Origin of the sequence: Serratia microhaemolytica (genome assembly GCF_004011885.1) — a bacterium.
Classification (GTDB): Bacteria; Pseudomonadota; Gammaproteobacteria; order Enterobacterales; family Enterobacteriaceae; genus Serratia_G; species Serratia_G microhaemolytica.
Map to the genome: position 1 here is coordinate 78,883 of NZ_ML137209.1, position 21,673 is coordinate 100,555.

Below are 21,673 nucleotides of genomic sequence, written 5' to 3' on the forward strand. Positions count from 1 at the left end.
GGCCAAGCATCTTGAGTTAAGCGATTGTACGTTGAACTTCAATAACTTCAAATACTTCAATCACATCACCAACACGCACATCGTTGTAGTTCTTCACGCCGATCCCGCATTCCATGCCATTACGCACTTCGCTGACATCATCTTTAAAGCGACGCAGTGACTCAAGTTCACCTTCGTAGATCACCACGTTATCACGCAGCACGCGGATCGGATTGTGGCGTTTGATAGTGCCTTCGGTGACCATACAACCGGCAATAGCACCAAATTTCGGTGATTTGAATACATCACGGACTTCAGCCAAGCCGATGATCTGCTGCTTGTATTCAGGCGCCAACATACCGCTCATCGCCTGTTTCACTTCATCGATCAGATTATAGATCACCGAATAGTAACGCAGATCAAGACTTTCAGCTTCAATCACTCGGCGCGCAGAGGCATCCGCACGCACGTTAAAGCCGAGCATAATTGCGTTGGATGCAGCAGCCAATGTCGCATCGGTCTCAGTGATCCCACCTACGCCAGAACCAACAATCTTCACTTTCACTTCATCAGTAGAGAGTTTCAACAGTGAATCGGAAATGGCTTCACAGCTACCCTGCACGTCCGTTTTCAATACGATGTTCAGCTCTGAGACTTCACCTTCAGTCATGTTGGAGAACATATTCTCCAGCTTCGACTTCTGCTGACGCGCCAACTTGACTTCACGGAATTTACCCTGGCGATAGAGTGCCACTTCACGTGCTTTCTTCTCATCACGAACCACGGTAGCTTCATCACCCGCAGCCGGCACGCTAGACAACCCAAGGATCTCAACCGGAATAGAAGGGCCAGCAGACGTCACTTCACGGCCAAGCTCATCGCGCATAGCGCGAACGCGACCATATTCAAATCCACACAGGACAATATCACCCTTGTTCAAGGTGCCTTGTTGTACCAGTACCGTTGCCACTGGGCCACGACCTTTATCCAGGAATGATTCAATCACCACACCGCTGGCCATGCCACTACGCACCGCGTTCAATTCCAACACCTCGGCCTGTAGCAGGATCGCATCGAGCAATTCATCAATCCCAGTACCCGCTTTGGCTGAAACATTAACAAACTGCGCTTCACCGCCCCACTCTTCTGGCATCACACCATACTGCGATAATTCGTTCTTAACGCGTTCAGGGTCTGCTTCTGGTTTATCAATCTTGTTGACTGCCACAACCAGTGGCACTTTTGCCGCTTGAGCATGCTGGATCGCTTCGATAGTCTGTGGCATCACACCATCATCAGCAGCAACAACCAATACAACAATGTCAGTCGCTTTCGCTCCACGCGCACGCATAGAAGTAAAAGCGGCATGGCCTGGGGTATCAAGGAAAGTGATCATGCCATTTTCAGTTTCGACATGATAGGCACCAATGTGCTGGGTAATACCGCCCGCTTCACCGACCGCTACCTTGGTGGAGCGAATGTAGTCAAGTAATGAGGTTTTACCATGATCAACGTGACCCATGATGGTCACTACTGGAGCACGTGGCTCGGGTGCGGCACCGGTGTCACGATCACTCATCAGTGCTTCTTCCAGTTCGTTTTCACGCCGCAAGATCACCTTGTGCCCCATCTCTTCAGCAACCAGTTGCGCCGTTTCTTGGTCGATTACCTGATTGATGGTGGCCATTGCACCCAACTTCATCATCGCTTTGATGACTTGTGAACCTTTTACCGCCATTTTGTTGGCTAATTCCGCTACAGTGATGGTCTCACCAATCACTACATCACGGTTTACCACCTGAACCGGCTTGTTAAAACCTTGCTGCAAACTGCTTGGCTTACGCTTATTTTTACCACCGCGCGTTACCGCACGCGCTTCTTCGCGATCGGCTTTCAGCTCAGAGAGTTTGTTGCCTTTCTTCTGCTTGGTTGCTTTGCCACCGCGAGAACGGCTACGGCGATCACCTTCAACTTTGGCATCGTTCTCATCTTCCGCAGCACGTGCATGTTGTGAAGTGGTCACATGGTAATCTGCTGTTTCGATCTCAGGAGTGACAGGATCGCTCTCCGTCCACTGATCGCCATGCTCCTCCGCCATGCGACGCGCTTCTTCAGCCACTCTTCGGGCTTCCTCTTCCACTTTGCGACGCACTTCCTCTTCCGCTTTACGCTTCAGTTCTGCCGCTTCCGCTTCACGGCGTGCTTTCTCTGACAAAGCAGGCTTGGTTGTTTCGTTATTTTGTTGATTAATCACTTTTTCTTTTTCCGCTGAATTACGCTTAGCACTTTCTGCGGCCTCCTGCATGGCTTGCGCTTTGGCGACGCGCTCCATCTCTTCCGCCACCTCTGCCTCACGTTTAGCCTCTGCTTCGCGTTTCGCTAGCTCTTCCGCTTCACGCCTTGCCTGCTCTGCCGCCTCTGCCTGTTGGGCTTCTTGCGTATCGCGATTTACATAAGTGCGCTTCTTGCGGACCTCTATTTGCACAGCTTTACTTTTACCACCAGTACTCGGCACATTCAAAGTACTACGTGTTTTACGTTGCAACGTCAGTTTTCCTGGTACGCTGCCATGCTCACGGTTCAAGTGCGCCAATAACGTCTCTTTTTCCTGCTCGGTGACAGAGTCTGCTTCAGACTTTTTGATGCCCGCATCAGCAAACTGCTGTATCAGGCGATCAACCGGTGTCTTAATCTCTGCTGCCAGCGATTTTACGGTTACATCAGTCGTCATGCTGTTCCTTCCTGCTACAGTTTTATTATGCGTTGTCGCCAAACCAACAGATATTACGTGCCGCCATAATCAGCTCACCAGCTAACTCATCGCTTAACCCTTCAATATCGGTCAAATCGTCAACACCCTGCTCGGCAAGTTCTTCCAGCGTACAAACGCCGTGAGCAGCCAGCTTAAATGCTAAACTGCGATCCAGATTCGGAAGATTGAGCAAATCATCCGCTGGCTTCCGGTCACTTAAACTCTCTTCCCGAGCCAAGGCTAGTGTCGTCAATGCAGCTTTAGCCCGCTCACGCAATGCTTCTACTGTCTCTTCGTCCAGCCCATCGATCGCCAGCAGTTCCTTAATCGGCACATAAGCCAGTTCCTCGAGCGTTGAGAAGCCCTCTTCAACCAGAACCGTGGCAAAATCCTCATCAATGTCCAGATGCTGGGTGAAAACGTCAATCGCCGCATAGGCTTCAGCTTGGTGCTTGGCCTGTAACTCTTCCGCAGTCATGACGTTCAGTTCCCAGCGCTCATCACCACGATGCTGCTTAAGCAGTTGCGAAGCCAAGCGCACATTCTGCCCGTTACGACCGATCGCCTGAGCCAGATTATTGGCTTCCACAGCCACATCCATCGTGTATTTGTCTTCGTCTACCACGATTGACGCGACATCGGCTGGAGCCATTGCATTAATGACAAACTGTGCTGGGTTATCATCCCAAAGAATGATGTCAATCCGCTCACCGCCCAATTCACTGGAAACAGCTTGCACGCGTGCGCCTCGCATACCAACACAGGCACCAACAGGATCGATCCGCTTATCGTTGGTTTTTACCGCGATCTTTGCCCGTGATCCCGGATCACGCGCAGCGGCTTTGATTTCAATAACTTCTTCGCCAATTTCCGGCACTTCAATGCGGAACAACTCTTTTAGCATCGCTGGACTTGAACGGCTAACAAACAGTTGTGCGCCACGCGCCTCAGGACGCACCGCATAAAGCACACCACGTACACGATCTCCAGGGCGGAAATTCTCTCGTGGCAACATATCTTCACGGCCGATCACAGCCTCAGCATTATTGCCCAGATCGAGTGCAATGCTATCACGGCTGACTTTTTTCACCACGCCGGTGACAATCTCACCTTCCTGCTCACGGAAAGCATCGACAACCATAGAGCGTTCCGCTTCACGCACTTTCTGCACGATCACTTGCTTGGCTGTTTGTGTGGTGATGCGATCAAACACTACTGATTCGATCTGATCCTCGACATACGCCCCCAGATCAATAGCAGGTTCTTCGTAACGTGCTGCTTCCAAGGTAATTTCACGTGTTGGATGAGTGACTGTCTCAACCACCATCCAACGGCGGAAAGTGTCAAAATCACCGGTTTTCCGGTCAATGGTGACACGAACATCGATCTCTTGTTCATATTTTTTCTTGGTTGCCGTGGCTAACGCAATTTCCAACGCTTCAAAAATCTTCTCACGCGGAAGGGATTTTTCATTGGAAACAGCTTCCACAACAGCCAGAATTTCTTTGTTCATCCTAGTTGCCTCATCCAAACTTTAAAAGTGGGGTACCAGATTCGCTCTCTGAATGTTACTCAGTGCGAACACTTCATCTTTCCCTTCCACAGTGACCGTGACCATTTCACCTTCCACGGACTTGATAATTCCTTGCCAGTTACGGCGATTCTGTACTGCAATACGCAGAGCAATGCTGACTTCTTCACCAACAAAACGTTGATAATGTGCCGCTGTGAAGAGCGGACGGTCAAGGCCTGGAGAGGAGATTTCCAAGTTATAGGCGACAGTGATCGGATCCTCAACATCAAGCACCGCACTAACTTGGTGGCTGACATCGGCACAATCATCAACATTGACTCCGTTGTCGCTATCGATATAGATGCGCAGTGTCGAACGACGTGATCGAATAAACTCGATACCGACAATTTCAAAACCCAGTGCCTCTACAGGTGCGGAAAGCATCTCTGTTAACTTTTGTTCTAATGTAGACAAGTCTACCCCCAAGACATAAAAAAAGGGCCTAATAGCCCACTAAATCCTAGCGCCCAATAACAAAAAACCCCGAAAATTCGGGGATTTTTGTCTCTGAACCCTGTTTGCTGCGAAACGGCTTCGAAGCAATTTCGTCTCAATTGCCATTTTCAAATGCAAATCGAAAAAGTCACACTTCATCGGAAAATATCTTTGAAAATAAACAACTCAGGGAAAGTGGTTGCGGGGGCCGGATTTGAACCGACGACCTTCGGGTTATGAGCCCGACGAGCTACCAGGCTGCTCCACCCCGCGTCCGAAAACGTGGCAAATATTACGCTGATCAGGATCAAAACGCAAATTATATCCGCTAGGTCTGGTCGCAATGATGCACTAAGCACATTTGCATCCCAACAGAAGGATTTAAGAACAATCGGCTGATAAACAATAACAAATGCTTGTCATCAACTGTTTTTACTGTCATGACATCATCGCAGTCACACAGTTTGATACAAAGTTTAGTGATAAATGGTTAACTACTACTTACTGCACCGTAAAAACAACTCTGTTGTTGCTGAACGACGCGCTTGATCTTGGCTCATACTAACCAAGCTTATTCATTACAAACCCGTTGAGTGCAGCACAACTTGCCATCTGCGACTAAACCTGTTTGCCTTACTGAGAATTTGGTACCGAGGATGGGACTCGAACCCACAAGCCGGTTAGGGCACTACCACCTCAAGGTAGCGTGTCTACCAATTCCACCACCTCGGTACTGATCCTTGAACTTCCGCTTGTTGTATTGTTTCGGCAGTTTTTTTGCTCAATCATTCGGTCGAGGATACCGTACTAGAGAGCGCTACCTGACAACAACAAACGAAAAGAAATTAAATCACTTACTGCCGCACCTGTTCAACGCTGAATAAACCTGCAATTATCACTGCGGGATATCGCTACTCGGCTGGACGACTGTCGGTTGCACCACAGCAGGTTTTGCTGGGGCACCCTGTTCAGCTTTTACTGGCTCAGCCAAATTTTCCCATTGTCCACCACTACGGCCCTGCTTACTGCCGATGTTACCCAACACTAAGCTGATGATAAAGAACAACGTAGCGAGGATTGCCGTCATGCGTGTCATGAAGTTACCAGAACCACTTGAACCGAACAAGGTACCAGAGGCTCCAGAACCAAACGAGGCACCCATATCAGCGCCTTTGCCTTGCTGCAACATAACAAGGGAGATCAGCCCAATCGATATCAGCAAGAAAATAACCAAAAGCGCTTCGTACATAAGTAGTGCCTATATTTTTTACCGGTTTCACCGCACTGCAAACACTTCTCTCTGTTGATGCTCTCAGGTATCGACACTTAAAACGACACCGTTATTCTTGAGATAACAAACACCAAAGAGAAAACAGGAAATTCGTCTCACTTAACAAGCCAGTTAAGCGGGTGTGAATACTAACCAAAGGTAGCGGCCGGTGCAAGGGCATTTTTCACTGCAGAATCGATTTGCAGAAAAAAAAACCATTCCACCCTGCCGCCCGTAGATCTGGCTAACACCCCACCGGCGGCGATTCCACTCACCGGCGTGTTGACATCAGCGCTACACACCTTTCACACTCAGCCCGCTTGCTTCACCGCTTCGGCAATCCGTTCAGCCAAAATTTGCACCTGCTGCTCATCTTCGCCCTCCACCATCACGCGAATCAACGGTTCAGTGCCCGATTTGCGCAACAGTACTCGCCCACGTCCGGCCAGCTCAGCTTCAACCTGTTCAGTCACTGCCAGCACATGATCTGACATTAATGGATTATTGTTGCCGGCAAAACGCACATTGACCAAGATCTGCGGCAGTAATTTCATCCCACTACAGAGATCATGCAGGCTCATGCCGTTGCGCACCATTGCCGCCAACACCTGCAGACCGGCGACAACGCCATCACCAGTAGTGGTTTTATCCAGCAAAATCACATGGCCTGAATTTTCCGCACCGATACGCCAGCCCAACTCCTGCAACTTCTCCAATACATAGCGGTCGCCCACTTTAGCGCGTACAAATGGGATGCCAAGCTGCTTTAACGCTAACTCTAACCCCATGTTACTCATCAGGGTACCCACAGCACCGCCGCGTAATTGCCCCTGACGCAAACCTTCACGCGCTACGATGTAGAGAATCTGATCACCGTCAACAGCATTGCCGAGATGATCCACCATCATCACCCGATCGCCATCACCATCAAAAGCCAAACCGATATCCGCTTGCTCTGCCAGTACCCGAGCCTGTAACTGGGCAACATCTGTTGCACCACAAGCCTGATTGATATTTACCCCGTTCGGTTCACAACCGATCGCAATCACTGTTGCGCCCAGTTCACGCAGCACACTTGGCGCGATGTGATAAGTTGCGCCATGCGCGCAATCGACGACAATCTTCAGACCACTTAAGCTAAGTTCGCTAGGGAAAGTACCTTTACAAAATTCGATATAACGGCCAGCAGCATCAACAATCCGGCTGGCCTTACCAAGCTCGACGGATTCGACACAAGTCAACGGCTTTTCCATCTCTGCTTCTATTGCTGCCTCGACCTCATCGGGTAACTTAGTACCATCAATCGAGAAGAATTTAATCCCGTTGTCATAAAACGGATTGTGCGAAGCAGAGATCACAATCCCTGCTTCAGCACGGAAGGTTCGCGTCAAATAAGCCACTGCTGGCGTTGGCATCGGGCCAGTAAACATGGCAGAAAGCCCCGCTGCTGCTAACCCTGCCTCTAGGGCTGACTCCAACATATAGCCGGAAATTCGCGTATCCTTACCAATAATGATCTTACGTGAACCGTGGCTGGCCAACACCTTACCCGCAGCCCAACCCAGCTTCAGCACAAATTCAGGCGTAATGGGGTTTTCGCCCACTTTGCCACGAATGCCATCAGTACCAAAATATTTGCGCTCGCTCATCTTGTTCTATCCCCTAGCGGAAAGTGTGGCCTCAACGATCCTCATCGCTTCGACAGTCTCTTTAACATCATGCACACGAATAATCTTTGCCCCCTGCATAGCGGCAATCACAGCACAAGCCACACTCCCCGTCACTCGCTGATCTGGCGGCAGATTCAACACTTGGCCAACCATTGCCTTACGTGACATCCCGACCAGCAGCGGTAACCCAAAGCAATGAAACTCAGCCAATCGTGCCAATAACTGATAATTATGCGCTAAATTTTTACCAAACCCGAAGCCTGGATCGAGCAATAATTGCTGTTTAGCGATGCCAGCCGCCAGACAGCGATCAATATGCTGCTGAAAAAAGCGCTGCACATCCGTGATCACATCGTCATAATACGGGGCGTGCTGCATCGTGCTCGGTTCACCCTGCATATGCATCAGGCAGACTGGCAAACCGCTCTCAACCGCAGCCTGCAAGGCACCTGGTTGTTGTAACGAACGGATATCGTTGATTAAGTGCGCACCGGCGTTGGCGGCTTCACGCATCACCACCGCTTTCGAGGTATCCACCGAAATAAAAATCTCAAATCGCTGTGCCAACGCCTCAACCACCGGCAGCACACGATCCAATTCCTCCTGCTCGCTCACTAAAGCGGCACCTGGTCGCGTTGATTCGCCACCGACATCAATCATCGTCGCACCAGCAGCAATTAAAGCGTGTGCGTGTTGTAACGCAGCATTAAGCGAGTTGTGTCGCCCACCATCAGAAAAGGAGTCAGGCGTCACATTCAAAATCCCCATCACTTGCGGATAATTGAGATCAAGTGTCTGCCCTTTCACCGTTAGCTGCATGATCAATCACCGTTACTGAAGAAAAAAATGAGTTGCAGCTTACCTGAGCCGGTTGATGCGGTAAAAGAGAAATTTGCCACGGCAACCGTTTTACTGCTACCCGTTCTGTTGCTGCCCATGTTACTGCTGGGCAAAACGGCGCCTTCCGCTACCACCGCGTAAAGGAAGGCGATTTTCAATCTTGAACAACGCCCACGTCTAAGGCCCCGTGTGACTTGACTACCGCATCAAACGTTATCGAATGCTAAATTAACCGGGGATCAGCAGGCAAGAACCGCTGGTTTGGCGACTTTCCAGCAATTGATGTGCTCGCTTGGCCTCGGCCAATGGGAATTTTTGTGCTGCCGGCACTGCAACATTAATGGTACCATCGGCAATCAAGCCAAACAGTTCGTCGCTCGCTGCCTGCAACTCTGCCCGGTTGGTGATATATCCATTCAACGCCGGACGGGTGACATACAGTGATCCTTTTTGGTTCAAGATCGCCAAATCCACCCCTGTTACCGGCCCAGAGGCATTACCAAAACTCACCATCAATCCACGCCGTTTTAAGCAGTTGAGTGAGTCCTCCCACGTGTTTTTACCAATCGAATCATAGACAACGTTAACCATTTCACCACCGGTCAACTCTCTCACTCGCTCAACAATGTTCTCTTGGCGATAATTTATCGTCGCCCAGGCACCGGCATTTTTTGCCAATGCTGCCTTCTGTTCTGAACCAACGCCTGCAATCAATCTGGCACCCAGCGCCTTCGCCCATTGGCAAGCGATCAACCCCACACCACCCGCAGCGGCATGGAACAAAAAAATCTCACCCGCTTTCACCGAATAGGTTTGGCGCAACAAAAACTGTACGGTTAATCCTTTCAGGAAAGCGGCTGCACCCTGCTCAAAACTGAGACTATCTGGCAACAGAGCCACTTTTTCTATCGATACATTGTGCAACTCACTGTACGCGCCCAGTGCCGCCAGCGCGTATACCACTCGGTCACCAGGCTTCACCGCTGTGACACCGGCCCCCACTTTACGTACCACCCCAGCCGCTTCATTGCCCAAAGGGCTTGGCAAACAGGGAACGGGATATAATCCGCTACGCACATAGGTGTCAATGTAATTGATACCTATTGCTTTTGTCTCAACTTGAATTTCGCCCGCTGCCGGGTCACTGGGGGTAAAATCGACATATTCCAGCACTTCTGGCCCACCGACAGCAGAGAATTGAATACGTTTTGCCATTTGCTATCACCTCAATAAACCATCACTACAATTTTTGTGCTCGCAATCACGCAGGAATCAGCGCCAAAAATCAAGTATACTCTCGCGTCACTATCCATTCTCAGCAACAAAAAGAATCGATTTCATGGCAGGCAAAAAAACCACCAGTAAAAACATCCCCACTGAGTCACGAGATCGCCAACTCGAAGGGCTAAAGATGCCCCCCCATTCGTTAGAAGCAGAGCAATCGGTACTCGGCGGCTTAATGCTGGATAACGAACGTTGGGATCACGTTGCTGAGCGTGTCGTTGCCAACGACTTCTACAGCCGACCACACCGTTTGATCTTCACCGAGATGCAGCGCCTGCTGGAGATGAATCGACCGATTGATCTGATCACACTCTCTGAATCACTGGAACAGAAGGGAGAACTGGAGTCTGTCGGTGGTTTTGCCTATCTGGCCGAGCTATCAAAAAACACCCCCAGTGCAGCCAATATTGCCGCTTATGCTGATATTGTGCGTGAACGCGCGGTGGTGCGAGAGATGATCTCAGTCGCCAATGAGATCGCCGATGCCGGTTATGATCCACAAGGGCGCAGCAGTGAAGATCTGCTCGATCTAGCCGAATCAAAGGTGTTCCAAATCGCCGAAAATCGCGCCAGCAAAGATGAAGGGCCGAAAAGTATTGACCGCATTCTGGAAGATACCGTGGCACGCATTGAGCAACTCTACCAGCGACCCCATGACGGTGTTACCGGTGTTTCAACTGGTTATGGTGATCTAGATAAAAAAACGGCAGGGCTGCAAAAATCAGATTTGATCATTGTCGCTGCCCGTCCCTCAATGGGCAAAACCACTTTCGCAATGAACCTGTGTGAAAATGCTGCAATGACACAGGATAAACCGGTACTTATCTTCAGTTTAGAGATGCCCGGCAGCCAGATTATGATGCGTATGCTGGCTTCACTGTCACGCGTGGATCAAACCCGCATCCGTACCGGTCAGCTTGATGATGAAGATTGGGCGCGCATCTCCAGCACTATGGGGTTATTGCTGGAAAAACGTAACATGTATATCGATGACTCTTCTGGCCTGACGCCGACAGAAGTGCGCGCGCGCGCACGCCGTGTATTCCGTGAACATGATGGCCTCAGCTTGATCATGATCGATTACCTGCAACTGATGCGCGTACCCGCACTCTCCGACAATCGCACCCTGGAAATTGCCGAAATCTCGCGCTCACTGAAAGCGCTAGCCAAAGAGCTGCAAGTGCCCGTTGTGGCGCTTTCACAGTTAAACCGTAGTCTGGAGCAACGGGCAGACAAACGCCCTGTCAACTCAGATCTGCGTGAATCCGGTTCGATCGAACAGGATGCTGACCTAATTATGTTCATCTATCGCGATGAGGTTTATCACGAACACAGTGATCTGAAAGGGGTGGCTGAAATTATTTTGGGCAAACAGCGTAATGGCCCGATCGGCACTGTGCGCTTAACCTTTAACGGCCAATGGTCACGTTTCGATAACTATGCTGGGCCACAATATGATGAATAATCAGCAGCAAAGGAAATAACATGAAAGCGGCAACTGCGGTAATTGACAGCCGTGCTCTACGACATAATCTACAACAAGTTCGCCAGTTAGCACCACAAAGCCGCCTAATGGCTGTGGTGAAAGCGAATGCCTATGGTCACGGCCTGTTAGAAAGTGCGCGTGCGCTATTAGAGGCAGACTGTTACGGCGTGGCACGGATCAGCGAAGCCCTCATGCTACGGGCCGGTGGTATCTGCAAACCTATCCTGCTGCTTGAGGGCTTTTTAGCCGCTAGCGACCTACCGATGCTGGTAGCCAACAACATCGAAACGGTAGTTCACAACATTGAACAGTTGGAGGCTCTAGAACAAACCACACTGCCACAACCGGTAAAAGTGTGGATGAAAATCGATACCGGTATGCACCGTTTGGGGGTACGCAGTGAACAGGCGGAAGCGTTCTATCAACGTTTGTGTACCTGTCATAATGTTGTACAACCAGTCAATATTATGAGTCATTTCAGTGGCACCTCTGATCCACTACCTGAGGTAACCGAGCAGCAATTGCGCTGTTTTAACCAGTTTATCCAACATAAACCCGGTGAAAAGTCGATCGCGGCTTCCGGTGGCATTTTAGGGTGGCCACAGTCACATTTCGATTGGGTGCGTCCCGGAATTATCCTCTACGGTGTATCACCATTCGATGACCAATGGGCAGCACAATTTGGCCTACAACCGGTGATGACATTAAAATCCAGCCTGATCGCGGTGCGCGAACACAAAGCGGGTGAAGCTGTGGGTTATGGCGGCAGTTGGATCAGCCCACGCGATACTCGCTTAGGCGTGGTGGCAATTGGTTATGGCGATGGCTATCCTCGTAGTGCCCCCTCAGGCACACCTGTGCTACTCAATGGGCGCGAAGTACCGATTGTCGGTCGCGTCTCAATGGATATGATTTCGGTCGATCTGGGGCCACAAGCAATCGATAAAGTCGGTGATGAAGCGATCCTGTGGGGGGCACAACTACCGGTCGAACGCATCGCTGCGGCCAGTGGCATCAGCGCGTATGAGTTGATCACCAAATTAACGCAGCGTGTGGCTATGGAGTATATCGACCAATAAAGCCTGCCCTGTAGCACCCGTTCAACGCCACCAGCACTGCCCTCAGACTGACCCGCTGCAACCAGCAAGCCATCGCCTTGCTGGTTGTTGTTCACCTGGAATAAATTTATCCGTCGCCGGTATTGGTAAAAACAGTCAACAGGCAGTAAGGTTAAAACCGATTGGTCATTTTTCACCAAACAGATTATTCATCAGAATGATACTCTGCGCTGAAATGAAGCTCCGTCAACATTGGCGGTAAAGGAGTTACCTTGATTACACATATCAGCCCATTAGGTTCAATGGACTTGTTATCACAATTGGAAGTGGACATGCTCAAACGCACCGCCAGCAGTGATCTCTATCGTCTGTTTCGCAACTGTTCGCTAGCGGTACTGAATGCCGGCTGCCAGACTGACAACAGTAAACAGCTATTATCACGCAACCAGTCGTTTGATATTCATGTGCTGCGCCGTGAGCGCGGGGTAAAACTGGAGCTAATCAACCCCCCTGAAGAGGCATTCGTCGATGGGCGCATTATTCGCTCACTACAAGCCAACTTATTCGCCGTACTGCGCGATATTCTGTTTGTCCACGGTCAACTGGATCACGGTGGCCGCTTTCAGCACTTTAATCAACAGGATCCTACGCATATTACCAACTTTGTCTTCTCGGTATTGCGTAATGCACGCGCGCTGCGACTCGCTGAAGATCCTAACCTCATCGTCTGCTGGGGTGGCCACTCGATCAACGAAACTGAGTACCTTTACGCTCGCAAAGTCGGCAGTCAACTGGGGCTACGCGAACTGAACATCTGCACTGGCTGCGGCCCGGGAGCAATGGAAGCACCAATGAAGGGAGCAGCGGTAGGGCATGCACAACAGCGCTATCGCAATGGCCGTTTCATCGGTATGACCGAGCCATCGATTATTGCGGCTGAACCGCCTAACCCGCTGGTTAACGAGCTGGTGATCATGCCAGACATTGAAAAACGCCTAGAAGCTTTTGTGCGTATTGCCCACGGCATCATCATCTTCCCTGGTGGTGCAGGCACTGCTGAAGAGCTGCTTTACCTACTGGGGATCTTGATGGATCCGGAAAACAGCCAGCAAGTGCTACCGCTGATCCTGACTGGGCCAAAAGAGAGTGCTGACTACTTCCGCGTCTTGGATCAGTTCATCAGCAACACCTTAGGTGAACAGGCACGTCGTCACTATCGCATCATTATCGACAACCCGGTAGAAGTAGCACGGCAGATGAAAAAGGCAATGCCACTGGTGAAAGAGAACCGCCGTGACAGTGGTGATGCCTACAGTTTTAACTGGTCTATTAAGATTGCCGCCGATCTACAACATCCTTTTGAACCAACACATGAAGCGATGGCGAACCTCAACCTGCACCGCGATCAAGCGGCTGAACAGTTGGCAGCAACACTGCGCCGTGCCTTCTCCGGCATTGTTGCCGGTAACGTAAAAGAGAATGGTATCCAAGCAATTGAGCAGTTTGGCCCTTATAAACTGCATGGTGAAGCGCAACTCATGCAGCAAATGGATCGCTTGCTACAGGGCTTTGTCGATCAGCATCGAATGAAGCTGCCTGGGAGTGCTTATATCCCGTGCTACCAGATTGTCACTTAATAAATGTGGCTAGCTGACCATAACAATATAGAAAGCAAGGATACGAACAGCAACGCAGTGACAACAGAGAGAACGCACTTCCCTACCGGACAAAAGCCAAGGTAGGGAAGTGTTATGAGGCCATCATGGTCAACACTCGTTTTGATCCGCTTCACTCCACTGATCAAACTCTGATAGTTCAGCAGTACTGGGAATGCGCTTCTGCTCATCTGCCCATTCGCCTAAATCGATTAATTGACAACGCTTACTGCAAAAAGGTCGATAGGGACTTGTTGCCGCCCAAGCCACATCGTTACCACAAGTTGGGCAGTTAACCGTGATATTCATCTTGTCGTTACTCTCTCATACCACTTTTTTATTGATTACAAACAGGGGAACAGGGGAACAGTGGGAGCAGGCATGATACCTACTCCCACAAAACACAATTTGGCTAAAACGGATTAGCGGTTAACCATCATCCACTAACAAAGAGCCCGCGTTTCGAAGACGCAGGAGAGAAGTGTCAACCTACCGCAAGCACTTCCTTGACATGCCGAGGCGTCTGTACAGATTCAGTCCGCTCCTTATGACCAGCCGCTCATAAAACTAAACACTAACCAAAACAAGCCCAAAACTGTCATACCGGTCAGCAACACAGTGAAGATCAAATGCCCACGCAGTAATGTGCTGAAAATAATCCCCAACAAGACAGAAAAAGGGAGTAACGCGAGAAAGAACGGCCAAGTATAGAGCAACAAAAACATCATGTTGGAACCGTAAACGATGAACGCTACAGCCAGCACTAACCAGTATAAAACGAAACCACTACTGCCTCCCAAAAACGAATACGAAATCTCCTCTTGCTCCTGCTGTGTCTCGGTCAACCTCTGTTTGACGTTTTGCATAGTGCTCCCTGAACAGATATGTTCTCTTATCAACAGACTTCGGGTTCCAGAATTAGTACCTCCATCCCGTACCAGAACCCCATAGCCCCAGTATGCTCAACATAGCAGAATTGGCTACTAAGTTGCAGTCATGCCTATTATACATGGCATCTTGCAGTCAGCTAACGATGATTAAGGCCATCGGGTTCCAGTGAAAGACACCTGAAAAAACAGCGTCTTTTCTTGAAGTCATTGCCTGATAATAGCTTGATTACGCAGAACGTCTAACAATTGCGCGGTTAATTTTGTTACAAATTGTTTGCCATCGAGGCGCACATCAGGCCGCTCTGGTGGCTGGTAATCTGCATCAACGCCAGTGAAATGAGTCAACTCACCTGCGCGCGCGCGCTGATATAACCCTTTGGGATCACGCTGTTCACATACCGCCTGTGGCGTATCGACAAACACCTCAATAAAACGGCCCTGATCCAACATGTTGCGCACCATCTCCCGTTCCGCACGATGAGGAGAGATAAACGCCGCCAGCACCAGCACACCTGCATCAGCAAGCAATTTCGCCACCTCTGCCGCGCGACGAATATTTTCCTGCCGATCCTGGACAGAAAAACCCAAATCACGGCACAAACCGTGGCGCACATTATCACCATCAAGCAGGTAAGTACTCACCCCCAACTGATGTAACTGTTGCTCCAACGCTCCAGCAATCGTTGATTTACCTGCGCCAGACAGGCCAGTAAACCACACTACAGCGCCCTTATGCCCATGCAGCAACTCGCGTTCAAGCCGTGTTACCGGATGCGAATGCCACACTACATTGTTGGGGTTCTCTGCTCTGGTCACACTCGTGCCAGAGATCGCTTGCTGTACCAACCCAGCACCAACCGTCACATTGCTCAAGCAATCAATGAAAATCAGCCCTCCAGTGTCGGAATTCTGCCGATAACTATCCAGCGCGAGTGGCTCATCAAACAGCAGCTCTACCAGCCCAATACCATTCAACGGCAATTGTTCGCTTTGATGTTGTGTCAATGAATTAATATCGACCTGATAGCGCAGAGTAGTAACACGGGCGCGGGTCTTTTTACCTGCTAACTTGATATCAAAGCGCTGGCCAGCAACCAGCGGCTGTTCCGACATCCACACCACCTCAACCAGTGCACACTGCGCTGGTTGCAACGGATCATCGGCGGCGACCAGCAGATCACCACGGCTAATGTCGATCTGATCTGCCAACACCAAAGTAATGGCCTGCCCTGGAATAGCCCGAGGCTGATCTCCATCAAAAGTGACAATCCGTGTAACCGTTGAGAGTAATCCAGAAGGCAACACCTTTACCGGTTGCCCGACCTGCAATATCCCTGACGACAACGTGCCGGCATAACCACGGAAATCAAGATTTGGACGATTGACGTATTGTACTGGGAAGCGCAGTGGCTGTTGCCGCCGCTCACTCACCACCTCAACCTGCTCCAACAGTTGCAGTAGCGTTTTGCCGTGATACCACGGCATCACCGTACTCGGTTTGACGACATTATCGCCCTCCAGAGCCGACAGCGGCACAAAGTGAATAATCAGATCATCAGGTAACTGTGCGGAAAATGACAGATAATCGCGTTGGCACTGCTCAAACACCTGCTGCTGGTAATCGACCAAATCCATTTTATTCACCGCGACCACCAATTGACGAATACCGAGTAGCGTGGCAATAAAACTGTGACGACGCGTTTGTGCCAACACCCCCTTGCGTGCATCGAGCAACAGAATGGCTAAATCACAGGTAGAGGCCCCAGTTGCCATATTACGCGTGTACTGCTCATGGCCTGGGGTATCAGCGATAATAAATTTTCTCTTACTGCTTGAAAAATAGCGATAAGCAACATCGATGGTAATCCCCTGCTCCCGCTCAGCTTGCAAACCATCAACCAGCAGAGCCAAATCAAGCTGTTCACCTTGGCTACCCAAGCGTTTGCTGTCATGATGCAGCGCCAAGAGGTGATCCTGGTAAATTTGCTCCGTGTCATACAGCAGACGACCAATTAAGGTACTTTTGCCATCATCCACACTGCCGCAGGTGAGAAAACGCAACAAGCTCTTCGACTCAGGCACAACAGCACCTTGTTGTACCGCTTTCACGGGTGAATTCTGCTCGATAGACAGGTTATTCATTGGTTGCTCCTCTAGAAGTACCCTTGACGCTTTTTAAGCTCCATCGAACCAGACTGATCCCGATCAATCAGACGCCCCTGACGTTCGCTGGTGGTCGAGAGCTGCATCTCTTCAATGATCGCCTCAACACTTTGTGCTGACGACTCAATCGCACCAGTGAGAGGCCAACAGCCGAGGGTGCGAAAACGCACCATCCGAGCATTGATCGCCTCGCCGGGTTGCAACTCAATCCGTTGATCATCCACCATCAACAGTTGACCATCGCGCTCAATCACTGGACGCGGTTTAGCCAGATAAAGAGGAACAATATCTATTTTTTCCAAAAAAATATATTGCCAGACATCCAACTCAGTCCAATTTGACAGCGGAAAAACCCGAATGCTCTCGCCCTGATTGATCTGCCCATTATAATTACGCCACAGCTCGGGCCGTTGCTTCTTAGGCTCCCAACGGTGAAAGCGATCACGAAACGAATATATCCGCTCCTTAGCACGGGATTTTTCCTCATCACGCCGCGCACCACCAAACGCTGCGTCAAACGCGTAGTGATCCAACGCCTGCTTAAGTCCCTCAGTTTTCATGATATCAGTATGCTTAGCACTACCATGAACGAATGGATTAATCCCCATCGCGATCCCTTCTGGATTGCGATGCACCAACAACCTCACCCCATAGCGTGCTGCACATTGATCACGAAATTGATACATCTCGCGAAATTTCCAACCGGTATCGACATGCAGCAATGGAAATGGCAGCGTTCCCGGATAGAATGCCTTGCGCGCCAAATGCAGCAACACACTGGAATCTTTGCCGATCGAATAAAGCATCACCGGATTGCTAAACTCAGCTGCAACCTCGCGAATAATATGAATACTCTCCGCCTCCAACTGCTGCAAATGGGTCAGTTCTCTTTCTACCATCACCACTCCTTCCACCCAACTACGTCTCTGCCACCTGACAGGCGTTAAGCCAACCCGAGAGCAAGAACAAAGATCATCTGCACTCGGTAACCCTCGAGCAAGCAACAAAACCGCCACCGCTTGCCGCTAACATCCGCTGACTATACGAGGCAACCACTGGACGACGAAATGATGAATGGGCATGAGTAGTTACTTTTTGGAATATAAAACGCCAAAAAAGCAGCAAAAAGATAAATAAATGTGAAATTAAGAAAATAAAAGTTTGTGTAATCTGTGGCAACACTTCATACTGGGCGCCGAGAATTAACTGGCCTTATCGCAGGAAAAGAGAGCTACACCTTCTGATCTGGCGAAATTTTTGGCCTTATAATCAATGCACTGCGTGCTTAATGAATTAACTGCTTGATGGATTGACTGTTTGACGAGTTGCACCCGCACTCAGTAGCACACTCTCTGCACAGTACTCTCAAAGCGATACCGCCATCATGGTCTACTGCCCCAGTTTTAGCTGTCATTAACGCCTGTTGGTGACCACTCGGGTAGCGTGTAACAAAGCCCGTCTGGCGGCATCTACTTGTTCATTTTTGCCGCTTTAATACCGTTTACTTAGGATATTTTTGGTATGTTTTCCCGCTTTTGTCTGAGAGCTGGATTGTTGGTAGTCGCTCTCAGCACCATTGCTAGTGTTTCAGCCAGCACCCAGCCTGCCAAGAAAGAAAAAGAACCTGCTATGGGGCAATTTGCCGTCAAGCAGATACGTCATATTGTCACCCAGTTTCCAGGACGCATGGCAGGCAGTGACGTTGAGATCCAAGCATCCAGCTATCTACAAATAATGTTTGCTAACATGGGTTATACCGTTAGCGCAATCCCGTTCCGTGTGCTGTACCCCTATGTCAGCAAAACGGGCAGTAAACCGGCCGAGCAGAGCATTGATGCGACTGACACCGGCAGCGTCACTAGCAACCCCTCACCGCAAAGTGCTACACAACAGAAAGCCTCAGAGCAGCCCACAAAATCAGCATTAAAACAACAAGCTGCACAAAGTAATGCTGTAAGCCAAAATCACGCTACCAAAGCAGATCAAGCCACAGAGACAGCTAACAACAAAGCGATAGCCAAATGGCACCAAGCCGAGCAAGCGAAACAGCCTGGCGACAGCAAACCCGAACCCAAACACACCGTCACCAAATGGTATCAAACTATCGCCACCACCGTAGTTGCCAGTAAAGAGGGAAAATCACCAAAAAAAATCATTGTGATGGCACACTTTGACAGCTACGCACCACTGAGTGATGAGGACACAGAAAAGCACTTGGGCGGCCCAACACTACAAGGTGTCGACGATAACGCCTCTGGCGTCGGTGTGATGCTAGAACTGGCAGAACGGATGAAAAACATCCCAACCAAATACAGCCTCAGCTTTGTTGCCAGCAGTGCGGAAGAGTTGAAAGCGTTAGGAGCAAAAAACTACCTTAATCACATGACGCAACAACAGCGCGATGACATCGTGTTGATGATCAACCTGGATAGCCTCATCACCGGTGAAAACCTCTACTTTCATTCTGGTCGCACCACCCCACCTGAAGTCGCACATAAATCACGTGACCGTGCGCTAGCACTGGCAAAAGAGTTAGGAATTGAAGCCACCACCAATCCTGGTAGTGAAAAATACCCCCGAGGCACTGGCTGCTGTTCAGATTACAAAACTTTCGATGAAGCAAATATTCCGGTGATGGCGGTAGAGGCCACCAACTGGTCGTTGGGGGAGAGAAATGGTTATCAGCAGCGCACTATCAGCCCCAGTTTCCCGGAAGGCGTCACTTGGCATCGTCCGCATTATGACAATCTGGAATATCTAGAGACGCACCTGCCCGGTCAACTCGAAAGACGCACGCGTGAAGTGGTGCAGATCCTGTTACCCCTGCTTAAAGAACTGGCGGAGGCAGAACCTACGGCACAAAACCACTGATATTGTGCTGTTGTAGTTGAATCACCAGAGCCTGCAATTCGTCACTCTGCAAAAATTTGTGCAGTTGTTGTGCTTTCAGGCTGCCAATACCGACGATCTGTTGCCACTGTGCTGCACTCATCTGCTGTAGTTGCTGCCAACTGTGTAAATCACGCAGCTGCTCAGCAGAGAGTGGCACCCCAAGCGCCATCAGCCAGCGCTGAAAAGGCTGCTGACGCGCTAACTCTAATTGCAGATAGAGTGCCTGAGCGCGTTTTGCGCTTAATCCTGGTAATTGATTAAGCATTGCCGGGCTAATATCTAGCCAACTGAGCAGATTATCCACTAATCCGCCATCAATTAACTGCTGCCAGCCGGCGCGACTCAGCCCTTTAATCTGTAGCCCCTGGCTCCCACTGAGCCAAACCAAACGAGCCAAAAACTGCTGTCGGCAGTTACGCTGCCAGGTAAAACAGCTCAGGGCATGATACGCCGCCGGATCAGGCGCCAGTACTGGCGCTCTCTGCTGCGTACGCCAGACCACCTGTTTAACGTGGGGAATGCCATGCCCGCTTAACCCAATAGCGATCTGGTCACCAGGCAGGATATCCCGCTGCCGCCAAACTGACAGCGAACCTAAGCTGACTCGTTTTACCGTTTTATCATCAATACGTATCGGCTCTAGCTGCAACACCACCGCAATTTTCCCGGTGCGGCCGACAGTAAATTCAATCTGTTTCACGCTGGCAACCTGCTGCAATACGGGGTATTTCCACGCTACTGCCCAATCCGCCGGTTTTGCTGGCCAGTAACGCCCAGCAGGGGTTCGTCCCTGATGCAGCACCACACCATCTGTCACGAACGGCAATGGCGCGTTGAACCACTCTCGTCGCCAGTGTTCCACCTCAGCCACGGAACTGACAGATATCGAATAGCGTTGTGGCAATGTAAAACCAAAGGCAGCAAGCTGTTGTAAGCGTTCACTCATGCTCTCTGGGCCGTCTGGCCAAGCCCAGGGAAAGAAATTGAGTTGACTGAGTTGTGCTGTCGCCACACTACGCATCAACAATCCGGCCACCTTGGCACGGGCATTGATGCCACCGTGCAATTGCTGACGATGCTGTTTCACCGCCAAAAACAGTTCACCTTGCAGCACCAACTCGGCAGGTGCCTGCGGCAGATACTTCGGTATTGCAGGGATCTGCTGCACCTTTGCCAGCCAGTTCTCACCGTGTTGCCCATCACCACGGCTAATCGCACTAACCAATCGGCCCTGCCGATAAACCAACGTTACCGCCACACCATCGACTTTCGGCTGTAACCATAGATCCTGCCGCCCCGCCATCCACTGTGCAACCGCCGCCTGATCTACCAATTTATGCAGGCCGGTATGCGCCACCGGATGGGCAATCTTGCCGTTCGCGGGTAGTTGAGCCGCTGCTACTGTTCGACTCACCAAGGGAGAATAAGGACGGAGAGGAGCCGCAATCGGTGAGGCTGGCAAATCTTCGGTTATCGGCTGTAAACAACCTTGCCAGTGCTGTAACTGACGCAACAAACCATCATAAACTTCATCTTCAATCAGGCTATTACCCTGCTGGTAATAGGCGTGATCCCAACCCGCTACCTGCTGCGCCAATGCTGTTACTTCGCGCTGCAAACGCTGCTGCGGCCAATCAGGACAACTCTGCCCCCAGACCAAACAAGGCAGCCCAAATAACAGCACTACCGTGCCAGTTCGCCACTGAGTACACCAGCAACAGCAGAA

The 21,673-nt window shown here is 50.3% G+C and carries 17 protein-coding genes and 2 tRNA genes; 5 read left to right on the forward strand and 14 right to left on the reverse strand.

Features of this window, described 5'->3' with window-relative positions; genetic code table 11:
• Positions 1–16: 16 nt before the first annotated feature.
• The 8 genes from infB to folP all read right to left on the reverse strand — a co-directional run bounded on the left by infB (position 17) and on the right by folP (position 8,498).
• On the reverse strand, positions 17–2,710 hold the full coding sequence (infB, locus tag EOJ37_RS00320; protein WP_127956491.1) for a translation initiation factor IF-2: 2,694 nt from the start codon (positions 2,708–2,710) through the stop codon (positions 17–19).
• A 25-nt stretch (positions 2,711–2,735) separates the two neighbouring features.
• Positions 2,736–4,244, reverse strand: a complete 1,509-nt coding sequence (nusA, locus tag EOJ37_RS00325) for a transcription termination factor NusA (RefSeq protein ID WP_127956494.1) — start codon at positions 4,242–4,244, stop codon at positions 2,736–2,738.
• Positions 4,245–4,265: 21 nt separating this feature from the next.
• Positions 4,266–4,718 carry a ribosome maturation factor RimP gene (gene rimP / locus EOJ37_RS00330; protein WP_155522466.1) on the reverse strand — a complete coding sequence of 151 codons (453 nt, stop codon included), beginning with the start codon at positions 4,716–4,718 and terminating at the stop codon, positions 4,266–4,268.
• A gap of 217 nt (positions 4,719–4,935) precedes the next feature.
• Positions 4,936–5,012: transfer RNA gene (locus EOJ37_RS00335), tRNA-Met, on the reverse strand.
• Between the two features lie 372 nt (positions 5,013–5,384).
• Positions 5,385–5,471, reverse strand: a tRNA-Leu gene (locus tag EOJ37_RS00340).
• Positions 5,472–5,634: 163 nt separating this feature from the next.
• The gene (secG, locus tag EOJ37_RS00345; RefSeq protein ID WP_127956498.1) at positions 5,635–5,988 is read right to left on the reverse strand and encodes a preprotein translocase subunit SecG; all 354 of its coding nucleotides are present in this window, start codon (positions 5,986–5,988) and stop codon (positions 5,635–5,637) included.
• Positions 5,989–6,320: 332 nt separating this feature from the next.
• Positions 6,321–7,658, reverse strand: a complete 1,338-nt coding sequence (gene glmM / locus EOJ37_RS00350; RefSeq protein ID WP_127956500.1) for a phosphoglucosamine mutase — start codon at positions 7,656–7,658, stop codon at positions 6,321–6,323.
• Positions 7,659–7,664: 6 nt separating this feature from the next.
• Positions 7,665–8,498 (reverse strand): dihydropteroate synthase, encoded by an 834-nt coding sequence (folP, locus tag EOJ37_RS00355; RefSeq protein WP_127956502.1) that lies wholly within the window; start codon positions 8,496–8,498, stop codon positions 7,665–7,667.
• Positions 8,499–8,525: 27 nt separating this feature from the next.
• Between folP and EOJ37_RS14945 the strand changes: the two genes are divergently transcribed.
• The gene (locus tag EOJ37_RS14945) at positions 8,526–8,660 is read left to right on the forward strand and encodes a hypothetical protein (RefSeq protein ID WP_276318254.1); all 135 of its coding nucleotides are present in this window, start codon (positions 8,526–8,528) and stop codon (positions 8,658–8,660) included.
• A gap of 87 nt (positions 8,661–8,747) precedes the next feature.
• Here EOJ37_RS14945 and EOJ37_RS00360 read toward each other — a convergent pair whose 3' ends face one another.
• Positions 8,748–9,734 carry a quinone oxidoreductase gene (locus tag EOJ37_RS00360; protein ID WP_127956504.1) on the reverse strand — a complete coding sequence of 329 codons (987 nt, stop codon included), beginning with the start codon at positions 9,732–9,734 and terminating at the stop codon, positions 8,748–8,750.
• A gap of 124 nt (positions 9,735–9,858) precedes the next feature.
• Here EOJ37_RS00360 and dnaB point away from each other — a divergent pair, with 124 nt between their 5' ends.
• From dnaB to ppnN, 3 genes are all read left to right on the forward strand, one after another.
• The gene (gene dnaB, locus EOJ37_RS00365; protein WP_127956506.1) at positions 9,859–11,268 is read left to right on the forward strand and encodes a replicative DNA helicase; all 1,410 of its coding nucleotides are present in this window, start codon (positions 9,859–9,861) and stop codon (positions 11,266–11,268) included.
• 20 nt (positions 11,269–11,288) lie between these two features.
• Positions 11,289–12,368: an alanine racemase gene (alr, locus tag EOJ37_RS00370; RefSeq protein ID WP_127956508.1), complete on the forward strand. Its 1,080-nt coding sequence runs from the start codon at positions 11,289–11,291 to the stop codon at positions 12,366–12,368.
• A gap of 251 nt (positions 12,369–12,619) precedes the next feature.
• Complete coding sequence (gene ppnN, locus EOJ37_RS00375) at positions 12,620–13,984, forward strand: nucleotide 5'-monophosphate nucleosidase PpnN (protein ID WP_127956510.1); 1,365 nt, start codon at positions 12,620–12,622, stop codon at positions 13,982–13,984.
• A gap of 129 nt (positions 13,985–14,113) precedes the next feature.
• Here the strand turns inward: ppnN and yacG are convergent, their stop codons facing one another.
• The 4 genes from yacG to cysD form a co-directional block, all read right to left on the reverse strand.
• Positions 14,114–14,311, reverse strand: coding sequence for a DNA gyrase inhibitor YacG (gene yacG / locus EOJ37_RS00380; protein WP_127956512.1), 198 nt, complete (start codon positions 14,309–14,311; stop codon positions 14,114–14,116).
• A gap of 236 nt (positions 14,312–14,547) precedes the next feature.
• Positions 14,548–14,868 (reverse strand): DUF3561 family protein, encoded by a 321-nt coding sequence (locus EOJ37_RS00385; RefSeq protein WP_127956514.1) that lies wholly within the window; start codon positions 14,866–14,868, stop codon positions 14,548–14,550.
• 228 nt (positions 14,869–15,096) lie between these two features.
• Positions 15,097–17,034, reverse strand: coding sequence for a sulfate adenylyltransferase subunit CysN (cysN, locus tag EOJ37_RS00390; protein WP_127956516.1), 1,938 nt, complete (start codon positions 17,032–17,034; stop codon positions 15,097–15,099).
• Between the two features lie 11 nt (positions 17,035–17,045).
• Entirely contained in the window at positions 17,046–17,954 is a 909-nt protein-coding gene (cysD, locus tag EOJ37_RS00395) for a sulfate adenylyltransferase subunit CysD (protein WP_127956518.1), read from the reverse strand.
• Positions 17,955–18,576: 622 nt separating this feature from the next.
• Between cysD and EOJ37_RS00400 the strand changes: the two genes are divergently transcribed.
• A complete protein-coding gene (locus tag EOJ37_RS00400) occupies positions 18,577–19,926 on the forward strand; it encodes an aminopeptidase (protein WP_240651638.1) in 1,350 nt (449 codons plus the stop codon).
• On the opposite strand, the gene ligB is transcribed toward EOJ37_RS00400, so the two are convergent.
• Positions 19,907–21,631 (reverse strand): NAD-dependent DNA ligase LigB, encoded by a 1,725-nt coding sequence (gene ligB / locus EOJ37_RS00405; RefSeq protein WP_240651639.1) that lies wholly within the window; start codon positions 21,629–21,631, stop codon positions 19,907–19,909. The two genes, EOJ37_RS00400 and ligB, sit on opposite strands and share 20 nt — an antisense overlap.
• Positions 21,632–21,673 lie beyond the last annotated feature (42 nt).

Bases quoted from the DNA above. Each gene is read 5' to 3' on its own strand.
- nusA (WP_127956494.1), bottom strand. From the start codon at position 4,244: ATGAACAAAGAAATTCTGGCTGTTGTGGAAGCTGTTTCCAATGAAAAA.
- cysN (WP_127956516.1), bottom strand. From the start codon at position 17,034: ATGAATAACCTGTCTATCGAGCAGAATTCACCCGTGAAAGCGGTACAA.
- yacG (WP_127956512.1), bottom strand. From the start codon at position 14,311: ATGAATATCACGGTTAACTGCCCAACTTGTGGTAACGATGTGGCTTGG.
- alr (WP_127956508.1), top strand. From the start codon at position 11,289: ATGAAAGCGGCAACTGCGGTAATTGACAGCCGTGCTCTACGACATAAT.
- EOJ37_RS00360 (WP_127956504.1), bottom strand. From the start codon at position 9,734: ATGGCAAAACGTATTCAATTCTCTGCTGTCGGTGGGCCAGAAGTGCTG.
- infB (WP_127956491.1), bottom strand. From the start codon at position 2,710: ATGACGACTGATGTAACCGTAAAATCGCTGGCAGCAGAGATTAAGACA.
- secG (WP_127956498.1), bottom strand. From the start codon at position 5,988: ATGTACGAAGCGCTTTTGGTTATTTTCTTGCTGATATCGATTGGGCTG.
- glmM (WP_127956500.1), bottom strand. From the start codon at position 7,658: ATGAGCGAGCGCAAATATTTTGGTACTGATGGCATTCGTGGCAAAGTG.
- EOJ37_RS00385 (WP_127956514.1), bottom strand. From the start codon at position 14,868: ATGCAAAACGTCAAACAGAGGTTGACCGAGACACAGCAGGAGCAAGAG.
- folP (WP_127956502.1), bottom strand. From the start codon at position 8,498: ATGCAGCTAACGGTGAAAGGGCAGACACTTGATCTCAATTATCCGCAA.
- EOJ37_RS14945 (WP_276318254.1), top strand. From the start codon at position 8,526: ATGAGTTGCAGCTTACCTGAGCCGGTTGATGCGGTAAAAGAGAAATTT.
- EOJ37_RS00400 (WP_240651638.1), top strand. From the start codon at position 18,577: ATGTTTTCCCGCTTTTGTCTGAGAGCTGGATTGTTGGTAGTCGCTCTC.
- cysD (WP_127956518.1), bottom strand. From the start codon at position 17,954: ATGGTAGAAAGAGAACTGACCCATTTGCAGCAGTTGGAGGCGGAGAGT.
- dnaB (WP_127956506.1), top strand. From the start codon at position 9,859: ATGGCAGGCAAAAAAACCACCAGTAAAAACATCCCCACTGAGTCACGA.